The organism is Variovorax sp. PAMC 28711, assembly GCF_001577265.1.
In the GTDB taxonomy this organism is placed as follows: domain Bacteria; phylum Pseudomonadota; class Gammaproteobacteria; order Burkholderiales; family Burkholderiaceae_C; genus Variovorax.
In genome coordinates this window covers 624,132-636,360 of record NZ_CP014517.1, presented here as the reverse complement: position 1 = coordinate 636,360, position 12,229 = coordinate 624,132, and the positions used below count along the sequence as shown (strand labels likewise).

Sequence of the window (12,229 nt, the reverse complement as noted above, 5' to 3'; positions counted from 1 at the left end):
GATCAGGGGGCGGGCAGCCGCACGGCGGTGCCGTCGCGCAAGGGCCCGACCGTGCCGGCCACGACCATCGCGCCGTCGGCGATGCCGCTCACCACCACCATCGTCTGACCATCGACCTGGCCGCGCGGGCCGGTCTGCACGCCGCGGTGTGCGATGCGGCCATCAACCACTGTCTGCACATACGGCGCGGGCTTGTCGATGCGCACTGCCGACAGCGGCAGCGCGAGTGCCGTGCTGCGGCCGACCTCGATGCTGCCCTGCGCGAACAGGCCCTGGCGGAAGCCCGCGTTGCGGTCCAGCCGCAGATACACCAACACGCTGCGGCTGCCGGCCTGCGCGGTCGGGTTCACGCGCACCACCGTCGCGTTGACCTGGCGGTCGGCGCCGCTCGCATCCACGCCGCTGCCTTCGATCTGCAGGCTCGCGCGCTGGCCGACCCGCACCGCGACCGAATCGGCCGCCGCGAGCGTGGCCTCGACCTCGATCTTGCTCAAGTCGACCACTTCGATCACGCGCGTGTCGATCGCGACGCGCTCACCCGACTGCACCAGCCGCTGCGCGACCTGGCCCGCGATGGGGCTCTTGAGCACGGTGTCGTTGAGCGACTTGCGAGTGACCTCGACCGCAGCGAGCGCGGCACGGTGCGTGGAGCGTGCGGAATTCAGGTTGGACTGCGACGTGTCGAGCGCCGTCTTCGAGATGAACCCCTGGTCGACCAGTGCCTTGTTGTTGTCGTACGAACGTTGGGCCACGTCGGCCTGCGCAGCGGCAGCGTCGGCTTGCTCCTGCGCCTGCCGCACGCGCGATTCGTATTCGGCCGGCTCGATGCGGCCGATGACCTGGCCGGCCGTCACCGTGTCGCCCTCGCGCACGGTGAGGCCGGTGAGTTCGCCGGCGACCCGCGCCTTCACGGCGGCCGAGTCGACCGCCTTGAGCGAGCCGGAAACGCCGAGCGTTTGGGCCAGCGAACGCGGCCGCACCGTGACGACATCGGCCGCGGCCAGTTGCACCACCGTTTCCGCCGGCGTGGCCGAGGCCGCAGCGCTCGCCTGCGTGGCCTTGCGGGCGCCGATCGTGCGGAAGGCGCCGCCGGCCACCAGCGCGATCGCGAGCACCGCGATGCCCCATTTAACGGCGCGCTTCATGGCTTGGCATTCCGCTGCGCCGAGAGGCCGAACAGCACCGTCTCGGCCTGGATGGCGAGGTATTTTTCAGGATCGATCTGCGTCTGGTCGTCCACGCAGATGTTGCTTGCATGCTTCCAGAGCATCAGGAACATCATCGGCGCGAGGACCGAATAGATCGCGTGGTCGACATCGACCGGCGCGAACTCGCCGCTGTCGATGCCGCGGCGCAGGATCCGGCGCAGCAGTTCGTGGCCGGGTCGCACCACCTCCTGCCGGTAGAACTCGGCCAGCGCGGGAAAGTTGCCGCCCTCGCTCATCATGAGCTTGGTGAGGCCCGAGGCTTTGGTCGAGCCCACGCGCTCCCACCAGATGCGCATGCAGTAGCGCAACATGTCGGCGCTGGTGCCTTCGAAAGCCTCGAATTCCTGGTTCCACTCGGTGAAGCGGCCCGACAGGTTCTCGACGATCACCGCCTTGAACAGCTCTTCCTTGCTCGGGAAATAAAGAAAGAGCGTGCCCTTGGAAACACCCGCGCGCGCCGCCACCTCTTCGGATCGCGTAGCCGCAAACCCTTTTTCGACGAACAGGTCCAGCGCTGCTTCGAGCAACTCGCCCGGGCGCGCTTCTTTCCGACGCTCGCGCTTGGCGCGGATCGGGCAGAGCTTGTCGGCGAGGGAGCGGGGCGCGGACATTCGGCGGGGCGGGTTAATGACTGACGGGTTAGTAATGTAGTGACGGGCAGGAAGCCCGTCAAGCCGCGACAATACCGGCCCCCGCCTCTTTCAATCCAGCAGGAGTCCTTGAACATGTCCACAACGTCGAACACCGAATCCATCACCCTGGGTGGCGGCTGCTTTTGGTGCACCGAAGCGGTTTTCGACCGCGTGCAGGGCGTCGTCGATGTCGAGTCGGGCTATTGCAACGGCGCCGTGATCAATCCGACCTACGAGCAGGTGTGCACGGGCCGCACTGGGCACGTCGAGGTGGTCAAGGTCGCGTTCGACCCGGCCGTCATCAGCTTGCGCGAGATCCTCGAGATCTTCTTCGTCGTGCACGACCCGACGACGCTAAACCGCCAAGGCAACGATGCCGGCACCCAATACCGCAGCGGCATCTACACGACCAGCGACGCGCAAAAAGAAGTGGCGCAGGGCGTGATTCGCGAGATCACCGAGAGCAAGACGTACAAGTCGCCGATCGTCACCGAGGTGGTGCCGCTCGCGAACTACTCGACGGCCGAGGCCTATCACCAGGATTACTTCCTGAACAACCCGAACCAGGGCTACTGCGCGTTCGTCGTCGGCCCGAAGGTCGAGAAGTTCCAGAAGACCTTCGCGTCGCGCGTGAAGTAGCCACATGCGGCTGCCCCGGTTCGCCTTCCTCACCGCCTGCGTGCTCACGCTGGCGTTGTGGTTCGCGTCGACCCTGGGGCTTGTGCATGGCGTCGTGCACGCGCCGGGGCTGGCACACACGCATGCCACGGCCACCGCACAAGACACGCACAGGAGCCTGTTCGGCTCGGTGGCCGCACTCTTCACCGACCACCACGATGGCGATGCGCAGTGCCGCATCTACGACCAGCTGTCGCACGGGCCGGCGGCCATCGCCGTCCCGTTGATCGTGTTGCCGCTGGTCCTGCCGGCGGCCAGCTTCGACTTTTTCCAGGGCGAAGCACTCGCCCGCTGGGTCGCGCTGTTCCAGGCACGCGGCCCGCCTTCTCCTCGTTGAATTTCCGTTTTCCGGTTCCGGTTGCGATGCCCTTGCGGGCGTGCGGCCGGCCCGATGCCGTTGCGGCATCGATTCAACGAGTTTTCCTTCATGACTTCCCCTTTCCGTCGGGGCGCCATCGGCGTCGCCGCATTCACGTTTCTTGCCTCTTTCGTTTCCGTCGCGTCGGCACAAACCGCCACGTTGCAGGAGATCACCGTCACCGGCAACCCGCTCGGCGCCACCGATTCGATCGCGCCCACCGCCGTTCTGCAGGGCGACGCCTTGCTCCTGCGCTCGCAATCCACGCTGGGCGAGACGCTCGACAGCCTGCCGGGCGTGAGCAGCAGCTATTTCGGCCCGAATGCCAGCCGGCCGATCATTCGCGGACAGGACGGCGACCGCATCCGCATCCTGCAAAACGGCGGCGGTGCACCCGACGCCTCGGCGCTGAGCTACGACCACGCGGTGCCGATCGATGCACTGGTGACCGACCGCATCGAAGTGCTGCGTGGCCCGTCGGCGCTGCAGTACGGTGGCAGCGCCGTCGGCGGCGTGGTCAACGTGATCGACAACCGCATCCCGACCGAGCCGTTCGACGCGGCCGGCAGCTTCGGCGGGCGTGCGGATCTCGGCTATTCGATGGGCAATCGCGAGAAGAACGGCGGCGTGGTGCTGGAGGGCGGCAACGACCGCTATGCGCTGCACGTCGACGCGTTCAGCCGCGACTCCGACGACGTGAAGGTGCCGATCGAACTGCAGTGCAGCAAGCCGGGATCGCCGTGGGTAGCGCGCCGCATCTGCAACTCGGCCAATGAAGCGCACGGCGGCGCCATCGGCGGCACACTGTTCTTCGATCAGGGCTGGATCGGCGCCTCGGCCAGCACCTATCGCAGCACCTACGGCACCGTCGCCGAAGACGACGTGACGATCGGCATGAAGTCGGACCGCTACGCGCTCGAAGGCGAGTGGCGCCCGGGCGGCTTTTTCACCAGCGTGCATGCCAAGCTGAGCCGCACCGACTACCGTCACACCGAATTCGAAGGCAGCCAGGCGGGCACCACCTTCGCCAACAAGAGCGACGACTTTCGCCTCGAAGCCAAGCACCGGAAGATCGGCAATCTCGAAGGCCTGGTCGGCTTCAGCAGCGAGAGCAATCGTTTCTCGGCCGATGGCGAAGAGGCGTTCGCACCGAACAGCCGCACGCGGGCGAACGCCTTCTTCCTGCACGAGGAATACGGCACCTCGTGGGGCCGCCTGAGCTTCGGCGCACGCACCGAGCAGGTGAAAGTGACATCGCTCGGCTACCCGGAAGACCTGTCGGTCACGCGCTTCACGGAGGGCGAGCGCAGCTTCAATCCGCACAGCGCAGCCTTCGGCGCACTGGTGAACCTGACGCCGCAATGGCAGCTGACCTCGAACCTCGCCTACACCGAGCGCGCACCGAAGGACTACGAACTCTTCGCCAACGGCCCGCACGTCGCGACCGCGGCGTGGGAAGTCGGCGACGCGTCGCTGCAAAAGGAAAAGTCGACCGGCATCGACTTCGGGGCGCAGTGGAAATCGGGTGCGAACACGGCGAAGGTCAACCTGTACGCCACGCGTTTTCGCAACTACATCGGGCTTGCCGCTTCGGGCCGCAACCTCGATGAAGAAGGCAACGTCGTGACCGATCCGGAGGTCACCGACACGCTGGCCGAGTACCGCTACAGCGGCGTGCGGGCCCGCTTCGCCGGCGTCGAAGCCAGCGGCAATCTGCGGCTGCTCGGCAAAGACGGTTTTGCGCGTGCGGACGATGCCTCGACGCTCGACCTCGAGTGGCGCGGCGACGCGGTGCGCGCGACCAACAGCGACACCGGCGAGCCCTTGCCACGCATCGCGCCGTGGCGCCTGGGTGCGACGCTGGCCTACGCCAACGGTCCGTGGGGCGCGCGTGTCGGGTTCGACTACAACGCTGCCCAGCGCCGGGTGCCGACCGTGGGCGCACGCGAAACCGAGGCCTACACGCTGTGGAACGCCGCGCTGACTTACCGCATGAAAGTCGATCGCGCCAACCTCACGTGGTATGCGCGCCTGGACAACATCGGCAACAAGCTGGCGTACAGCGCGACATCGATCCTGACGACGACCGTGTTCCCCAACGCGCCGTTGCCGGGCCGCACCCTCAAGGTCGGACTTCGCGCGACCTTCTGAAGCTTGCGGCCGGGCGAGCGCGAAGGTTGATGATTCGCGCGGGCGACGAGCAGGCGTCCGATGGACGGCGGGCGAGAACCATCTTAGGATTCAGGAATGAATGCTTTAAGACTACTTTCGCTCGGCGCCATGGTCTGCGCCCTTGTGCCTCTGGCGTCCGCGCAGGAAGTCAATTCCTGCAGGGACGCCAAGGGCCGAACCATCCTGACCGACCGGCCTTGCAACATCGCACAGGTCGATCGGCCCACGGTCCCGGCACAGGTGGGCAGCCCGCTTGATCGGCTCGAGGCCAAGGACATTTTTTCGGCGCAGAAGAAGATCCTCGATGACGGCAAGCCGATGCCGCCCGAGTTGACGGCGCCGCAGCCCGGCAGGCCGTTGCCGGACACTTTCTAGCCGACTCGTCAAGAAGCGCTCAGGGCGCCAGGCGCTCGCGCAACCAACCGGCTCCTTCACCGTCGCGCCGATAGCGCAGCCTGTCGTGTAATCGGCTCTTGCGGCCTTGCCAGAATTCCCAGCGCTCCGGCACCAGCCGGTAGCCACCCCATTGCGGCGGTCTCGGCGGCGAGAGCAAATGCCTGGCGGCGACGACCGCCGCGTTCTTGACGAGCACGTCGCGACCCGAGATCACTTCGCTTTGCGGGCTGGCCCATGCGCCGATGCGCGAGTCGAGTGGACGGCTCGCGAAGTAGGCGTCGCTCTCTTCATCGCTCACCTTTTCGACCGTGCCTTCGATGCGCACCACGCGTTCCAGCTCGACCCAGTGAAACTGCAGCGCGGCATACGGATTGCCCGCCAGCTCCTGGCCTTTGCGGCTTTCGTAGTTCGTGTACCAGACGATGCCGCGCGCGTCGTAGCCCTTGATCAGCACGATGCGGGTCGAAGGCCGCAGGTCGCCGCCAACGGTGGCCAGCGTCATCGCGTTCGGTTCGGGCACTTTGGCGTCGATCGCTTCGGCCAGCCAGCGCTCGAACTGCATGAGCGGCACCTCGGCACTGGCGTTTTCGTCGAGTTCGGCCCGTTCGTAGCTTTTGCGCAGGGCCGCGAGATCGTCGTTCGGAGAAGTCATGGAAGGCATTGTCGGTCGATACTGGCGGCATGAGCGCGCCACTACCCGTTGTGATCGTGCTGGCGTCCGGACGCGGTGAGCGTTTCCGGGCCGCCGGTGGCGAAGGATCGAAGTTGCAGGCGAGGCTGGGCGGGCAGACCGTGCTGGCCCGCACCCTGGCCGCCGTGCAGGCCAGCGGCCTGCCCTGGCACCTGGAAGACGCGGGGCATCCGGGCATGGGCGATTCGATCGCAGCCGCGGTGCGAGCCACGCCGGATGCGGGCGGATGGCTGGTCTTGCCGGGCGATCTGCCGCTGGTTCAGCCATCGACCTTGCGTGCCATGGCAACGGTGCTCCGTGGAGCCTTGCAGGCGGCACGACCGTCGTATCGCGGTGAGCTCGGTCATCCGGTGGCCTTCGCGCGCAGCTGCTTCGCTCAACTCTCCGCGCTCGAAGGGAACCAGGGCGCTGCACCTGTCTTGCGGATCTTGGCCGCCGCCGATCGGGTCGCCATCGTCGACACGGACGACATCGGAACGGTGACTGACATCGACACGCCCGCCGCGCTCCGGCATGCCGAAGCGCTCCTCGCTAAAGGGGCGTGGGAGGCCTAGGTCCGCGCGATCACGGCACATGCCGTGCGCGGCCCGGAGTTGCCTGACGGCTGGGTCTTGAAGTCGTCGGGGTCGCGGTGCACCACCAGCGCGCGGCCGACCACGTTGTTGTCGGCACCGTCCATCAGCGACACGGTGTGGTCTTCGACGCTGAAGCGCGCGACGCCATTGGCATCGGCGACCAGGCTCGGCAGTTCGCCGGCATGGCTGCCCGGCGCGCCGAACTTGCCGTGCGTGCCGCCGGCCGGATTGAAGTGGCCGCCGGAGGCATCGCCGTTGTTGCCGCAGTCGCCCTTTTCATGGATGTGGAACCCATGCTCGCTGCCCGGTACCAGGCCGCGCACTTCGCCGGCGATGCGCACGCCGTGTTCCAGCGCGTCGAACGTGACCTTGCCCATCGTCGGGTTCGGCGTGATCGCGGCGGTGGGGGTGAGGTTGGCGACAGCGGCGGCCTTGCCGCCCATCTTCATGCCGCCACAGCCGGCCAGCGCGGCCGTGGTGAGCAGGGCGGCGACGCTCAAAGTGAATCGGTTCGTCATGTGTCGGGTTCCTTGAAGTGAATGCGCATCGTGCGACTGCCGATGGTTTAGCGCATCGGCCCATTCTGTGGCGTCGGACGCGGTCTACAGATCGGAACGGGCCAGCCGGAGCAGCCGCGCCAGCGCCGCATCGTGGATCGCGTGGCGCTGCAGCTCGACCAGCGTCTGGTGGGCGTAGTCGAGCGAGGTGCCGTAGCGGCCGGTCGCGCTCGCGAAAATTTGCCGGTAACGCGCTTCGGTCAGGTCGCCGGTGAAGTTGGGGCTGCGGCGCGACAGCGTGAAGGCGAGTGCCCGCACGTTGCCGCCGGGTGTCACGCAGTCGAGCCAGCGCGGGTCGTAGACGCCGGTCGGCATTTCGCGCAGCCAGAGCCGGCCCAGCGTGTCGAGCGCATCGGCGCGCGGAATCCGGAACACCATGCCGCGACAGCTGCCGCCCGACAACAGGCCGAACACCAGGCCCGGGTTCTCGACCGTGCCGCGGTTCACCCGGCTCCACATCTTGAGTGCCCGATGCCAGCCATGCACCCGCGCCGGTCGCCGCTCGGCGAAGTCGAATTCGGGGCGCCAGATCAGCGAGCCGTAGCCGAAGACCCAGAAATCGTCGTGGCCGCCCCATTCGTCGATCACGCGGTCGAGCATCGGTTGGGGGTCGCGCACAGGCTTCGTCATGGGGTAGAGAGGGAGGCCACTTACAATTTCGCCGTCATGGAACACCCCACCATTATTTACCGACCCCTTTCTTACGGAGATCGCCCGATGGCATCCAGCAACGACGACGACAGCCAGCAACGATTCGCTCTCGGTTTCCTGATCGCACTGCTCGCAGTGGTCGTGTTCTTCGTGATCGGCATCGCGCTCTGGCACAACGGCCGCAGCGCGGCGGCGAAAACGCAGGCGCCCGTCGTCGTGGTCAATCCGCCGACGCTCGCCGTGGTGACCGAAACGGTCACGGTGACCATTCCCGACGGCGCAAGCATCCGTGTCAACGACGGCGTGGTGAACTTCTACTTCGCCACCGGCAGTGCCGACCTGGCACCCGGCGCGGCCGAAGCGCTGGCCGCGGTGATCAAGGGCGTGCAGGACGGTCGCAAGGCGGTCGTCTCGGGCTTCCACGACACGACAGGCGACGCCGCCATCAACGAGCAACTGGCGCAAAAGCGTGCCGAGATGGTGCGCGACGTGCTGGTGGGCCTCGGTGTACCGGCCGACAAGGTGAATCTGCAAAAGCCGGCCGTCACCGCCGGCAGCGGCAACGACGCCGAAGCGCGCCGCGTCGAAGCCAAGCTGGTGGACTGAACGCAAAAGCGCTGCAGTGGCGCAAATTCCTATCGACCTGAAGCCCGGCAATACCGGGCTTTTTCATGGGCGCTTGGTACCATGGGTTTTCCCTGATCGATGAGAACCTCATGAGCCCACATGCCACCGTCCTCGCGGTCACCGACCGCATCCGGGAACGCAGCCGAAGCACGCGCAGCGCCTACCTGCAGCGCCTCGCCGAGATCAAGAACCGCGACCGCGGCGCCGAACGCATGGGCTGCGCCAACGTCGCGCACGCCGTGGCCGGCGCCCCCGCCAACGACAAGCTGCGCATCGTGGCCGAGCACGCGCCCAACATCGGTATCGTCACTGCGTACAACGACATGCTCTCGGCGCACGCGCCGTACCAGGACTACCCGGACATCATCAAACACGAAGCCCGCCGGCTCGGCGCCACCGCGCAGGTGGCGGGCGGCGTGCCGGCGATGTGCGACGGGGTGACGCAAGGCACCCCCGGCATGGAGCTGAGCCTGTTCAGCCGCGACCTGATTGCGATGAGCACCGCCGTCGCGCTCACGCACGACATGTTCGATGCCGCGCTGATGCTCGGCGTGTGCGACAAGATCGTGCCCGGCCTGCTCATCGGTGCGCTGCATTTCGGGCACCTGCCCACGGTGTTCGTGCCTGCGGGGCCGATGTCTTCCGGGCTTTCGAACAACGCGAAATCGAAGGTGCGGGAACAGGCCGCGCAGGGCCTGGTCGGCCGCAAGGGCTTGCTCGAAGCGGAGATGGCGGCCTATCACTCGGTCGGTACTTGCACCTTCTACGGCACGGCCAACAGCAACCAGATGCTGCTCGAAGCGATGGGGCTTCACGTGCCCGGCACCGCGTTCATCCAGCCCGGCGATGCGATGCGCGAGACGCTGACGCGCGAAGCGGTGCGCACCGTGCTCGGCCGTGCCGGCGATGTGGCCCACACCGTGCCGCCGATCGGCGAGATGGTCGACGAGCGCTGCATCGTGAACGCGATGGCCGCGCTGCTCGCCACCGGCGGCTCGACCAATCACCTGATTCACTGGGTCGCCGTGGCACGCGCCGCAGGCATCCTGATCGACTGGAACGATTTCTCCGAACTGTCCGACGTGGTGCCGCTGCTGACGCGGGTCTATCCGAACGGCAGCGCCGACGTCAACGAATTTCAGGCCGCAGGCGGCCCGGGCTTCGTGATCGGCGAACTGCTCGACGCCGGCCTCATGCACGCCGATGTGTTGACGGTGCGCGCCGGCGGCCTGCGCGAATTCGCCGGCATTCCCGCGGTGGCCGAGGGCGCGCACGCGCTGCGGTGGGTGCCTGCGCAGCCTTCTAAAAACGACGCCGTGACGCGGCCTGTCGGCAACCCGTTCAGCGCGAGCGGCGGGCTGAAGCTGCTCGAAGGCAACCTCGGTCGCAGCGTCATCAAGGTGTCGTCGGTGCCGGTCGCACTGCATGTGATCGAGGCGCCGGCCCGCGTGTTCGATTCGCAGGCGGCGCTGCAAACCGCCTTCACCGCGGGCGAGCTCGACCGCGACGTCATCTGCGTGGTGCGCTGGCAGGGGCCGCAGGCCAACGGCATGCCCGAGCTGCACAAGCTCACGCCGCCGCTGTCGGTGCTGCAGGGCAAGGGCTACAAGGTCGCGCTGGTCACCGACGGCCGCATGAGCGGTGCGTCGGGCAAGGTGCCGGCCGCGATCCACGTGTCGCCCGAGGCCGCAGCGGGCGGACCGTTGGCCAAGGTGCGCGACGGCGATGTGATCCGGCTCGACGCCGGGGCCGGCACGCTGGTCGTGCGGGTGCCGGCCGACGAGTGGGCCGCCCGCGAAACGGCGACACTCACCGATTCCCAGCGCATCGCCGATGGTCACGGGCTCGGCCGCGAACTGTTCGCCGGCATGCGCCGCAATGCATTGACTGCTGAAGAAGGAGCCTGCACATGGCTGTAGACAAAAAACTCACTGCCCTCGACGTGATGCGCGACGCGCCGGTCATACCGGTGATCGTGCTGTACGACGTCAAGGATGCGGTTCCGCTGGCGCGTGCGCTGGTGGCCGGCGGCATCCGCATGCTCGAGGTGACCTTGCGCACGCCGCAGGCCTTGCAGTGCATCGAGGCGATCGCGAAAGAAGTGCCCGATGCCGTGGCCGGCGCGGGCACGATCCGCAGCGCTGCCGATGCGCAGGCCTCGGCGTTGGCCGGCGCGAAGTTCGGCGTGAGCCCGGGCTACACCCGCGCGGTCGGCAAGGCGTGCCACGACCTCGGCCTGCCGCTCTTGCCCGGCGTGGCCACCGGCAGCGAAATCATGACGGCGCAGGAAGACGGCTACACACAGCTCAAGTTTTTCCCGGCGCTGCAGGCCGGCGGCTTGCCGATGCTCAAGGCGTGGCAAGGCCCGTTCGGCGACGTGACCTTCTGCCCGACCGGCGGCATCCACGCCGGCAACGCCGAGGAATTTCTCGCGCTGTCGAACGTGGCGTGTGTGGGCGGCTCGTGGATCGTGCCGGCCGATGCGATTCGCGACGGCGACTGGGGCCGCATCGAGCAACTCGCCCGCGCGGCCACGCAGCTGACGCGCTGACGCCATGACGACGACGTTCGACGCGAGCGATCTCAAGGTCATCGCCTTCGACGTGTTCGGCACCGTGGTCGATTGGCACAGCGGCATCGCCGCCGAAGCCGAGCGCCTGTTGCCCGGCGTCGACGGCAAGGCATTCGCGCTGGCCTGGCGCGCCGGCTACAAGCCCGCCATGAAAAGCGTGATGGCGCGCATCGCGGCGGGCGAGGGCGGCTTCACGCTCATCGACGAACTGCACCTGAGCATCCTCGGTCCGGTGCTGCGCGACTTCGGATTCGACGGCCTCGACGAGGCCCGCAAGCGCGAGCTGAACAAGGCGTGGCACCGCTTGCCGGCGTGGCCCGATGCCGTGGAAGGCATCACGCGGCTCAAGTCGAAATACATCGTGTGCACGCTCTCCAACGGCAACATCGGCCTGCTCACCGACATGGCGAAAAACGCGGGCCTGCCCTGGGACTGCGTGCTGTCGGCCGAGGTGTTCAAGGCCTACAAGCCCGATCCGCGCACCTACCTCGGCGTCGCGGGTGTGTTCGATGTCGCGCCGGGGCAGGTGATGCTCGCGGCGACGCATCAGGACGATCTGGCGTCGGCTCGCGCCTGCGGTTTGAAGACCGCCTACATCGAGCGCCGGGCCGAGTTCGGTGCGGCGCAGCCGAAAGACGTGTCGCCCGTGGCGGCCAACACGCTCCACGCGCGCGACATCGTCGCGCTCGCGGAGCAGCTCGGCTGCTGAATCAGGCCGCGACGCGCAACAGCTTGCCGGTCGACGAGGCGCGGGCCAGCAGGCGGCCATCGGCAGCCCACAGGTCGGCCTCGAGAAACACGATGCTGCGGCCCCATCGAACGATGCGCGCCTCGACCTCGAAGGTCTCCACGCCGACGCGCTCCAGAAACGACACCTTCAGTTCGAGGCTCGCGAGCGCGGCAGACGGGTCGCGTCCCACCACGGCAAACGCCATCGCGTTGTCGAGCCAGGCCGTGATGATGCCGCCCTGCACGATGGTGCCGTTTGTGTGGGCGAACTCGGGGCGCGCGATGAAGCGCACGCGCGCGGTGCCGGCCTCGGGGTCGGTCTTCAACAGGCTGGAAAAGCCGATTGTGTGCAGCAGGGGTTCGGGGAAATCTTCGAGGGCCAT

The 12,229-nt window shown here is 67.4% G+C and carries 15 protein-coding genes; 9 read left to right on the top strand and 6 right to left on the bottom strand.

The window, feature by feature from the left end:
* Positions 1-2: 2 nt before the first annotated feature.
* Both AX767_RS03295 and AX767_RS03290 read right to left on the bottom strand, forming a co-directional pair.
* A complete protein-coding gene (locus tag AX767_RS03295; protein WP_068628607.1) occupies positions 3-1,145 on the bottom strand; it encodes an efflux RND transporter periplasmic adaptor subunit in 1,143 nt (380 codons plus the stop codon).
* Positions 1,142-1,819, bottom strand: coding sequence for a TetR/AcrR family transcriptional regulator (locus tag AX767_RS03290; protein WP_068628605.1), 678 nt, complete (start codon positions 1,817-1,819; stop codon positions 1,142-1,144). Before AX767_RS03290 ends, AX767_RS03295 begins: the two co-directional genes overlap by 4 nt.
* 114 nt (positions 1,820-1,933) lie before the next feature.
* Between AX767_RS03290 and msrA the strand changes: the two genes are divergently transcribed.
* From msrA to AX767_RS03270, 4 genes are all read left to right on the top strand, one after another.
* Complete coding sequence (msrA, locus tag AX767_RS03285) at positions 1,934-2,479, top strand: peptide-methionine (S)-S-oxide reductase MsrA (RefSeq protein ID WP_068628603.1); 546 nt, start codon at positions 1,934-1,936, stop codon at positions 2,477-2,479.
* 4 nt (positions 2,480-2,483) lie between these two features.
* Positions 2,484-2,855, top strand: coding sequence for a hypothetical protein (locus tag AX767_RS03280; protein WP_068628601.1), 372 nt, complete (start codon positions 2,484-2,486; stop codon positions 2,853-2,855).
* A gap of 90 nt (positions 2,856-2,945) precedes the next feature.
* On the top strand, positions 2,946-5,027 hold the full coding sequence (locus tag AX767_RS03275; protein ID WP_068633302.1) for a TonB-dependent receptor: 2,082 nt from the start codon (positions 2,946-2,948) through the stop codon (positions 5,025-5,027).
* 129 nt (positions 5,028-5,156) lie between these two features.
* Entirely contained in the window at positions 5,157-5,423 is a 267-nt protein-coding gene (locus AX767_RS03270; protein ID WP_068628599.1) for a DUF4124 domain-containing protein, read from the top strand.
* A 19-nt stretch (positions 5,424-5,442) separates the two neighbouring features.
* Here AX767_RS03270 and pdxH read toward each other — a convergent pair whose 3' ends face one another.
* Entirely contained in the window at positions 5,443-6,096 is a 654-nt protein-coding gene (gene pdxH / locus AX767_RS03265) for a pyridoxamine 5'-phosphate oxidase (RefSeq protein ID WP_068628597.1), read from the bottom strand.
* Positions 6,097-6,125: 29 nt separating this feature from the next.
* On the opposite strand from pdxH, the gene AX767_RS03260 reads away from it, so the two are divergent.
* Positions 6,126-6,689, top strand: coding sequence for a nucleotidyltransferase family protein (locus AX767_RS03260; RefSeq protein ID WP_068628595.1), 564 nt, complete (start codon positions 6,126-6,128; stop codon positions 6,687-6,689).
* Here the strand turns inward: AX767_RS03260 and AX767_RS03255 are convergent.
* Complete coding sequence (locus tag AX767_RS03255; protein WP_068628594.1) at positions 6,686-7,228, bottom strand: superoxide dismutase family protein; 543 nt, start codon at positions 7,226-7,228, stop codon at positions 6,686-6,688. The genes AX767_RS03260 and AX767_RS03255 overlap by 4 nt on opposite strands.
* An 84-nt stretch (positions 7,229-7,312) precedes the next feature.
* Positions 7,313-7,897, bottom strand: coding sequence for a gamma-glutamylcyclotransferase (locus AX767_RS03250; RefSeq protein ID WP_068628591.1), 585 nt, complete (start codon positions 7,895-7,897; stop codon positions 7,313-7,315).
* 87 nt (positions 7,898-7,984) lie between these two features.
* Here AX767_RS03250 and AX767_RS03245 point away from each other — a divergent pair, with 87 nt between their 5' ends.
* From AX767_RS03245 to AX767_RS03230, 4 genes are all read left to right on the top strand, one after another.
* Positions 7,985-8,524, top strand: coding sequence for an OmpA family protein (locus AX767_RS03245; RefSeq protein ID WP_068628589.1), 540 nt, complete (start codon positions 7,985-7,987; stop codon positions 8,522-8,524).
* A gap of 110 nt (positions 8,525-8,634) precedes the next feature.
* The gene (edd, locus tag AX767_RS03240) at positions 8,635-10,464 is read left to right on the top strand and encodes a phosphogluconate dehydratase (protein WP_068633300.1); all 1,830 of its coding nucleotides are present in this window, start codon (positions 8,635-8,637) and stop codon (positions 10,462-10,464) included.
* Positions 10,455-11,096 (top strand): bifunctional 4-hydroxy-2-oxoglutarate aldolase/2-dehydro-3-deoxy-phosphogluconate aldolase, encoded by a 642-nt coding sequence (gene eda / locus AX767_RS03235; protein WP_068628587.1) that lies wholly within the window; start codon positions 10,455-10,457, stop codon positions 11,094-11,096. The genes edd and eda overlap by 10 nt, the downstream gene beginning before the upstream one ends.
* A 4-nt stretch (positions 11,097-11,100) precedes the next feature.
* A complete protein-coding gene (locus AX767_RS03230) occupies positions 11,101-11,826 on the top strand; it encodes a haloacid dehalogenase type II (protein WP_068628585.1) in 726 nt (241 codons plus the stop codon).
* A gap of 1 nt (position 11,827) precedes the next feature.
* Here the strand turns inward: AX767_RS03230 and AX767_RS03225 are convergent, their stop codons facing one another.
* Positions 11,828-12,229, bottom strand: a complete 402-nt coding sequence (locus tag AX767_RS03225) for a PaaI family thioesterase (RefSeq protein WP_068628583.1) — start codon at positions 12,227-12,229, stop codon at positions 11,828-11,830.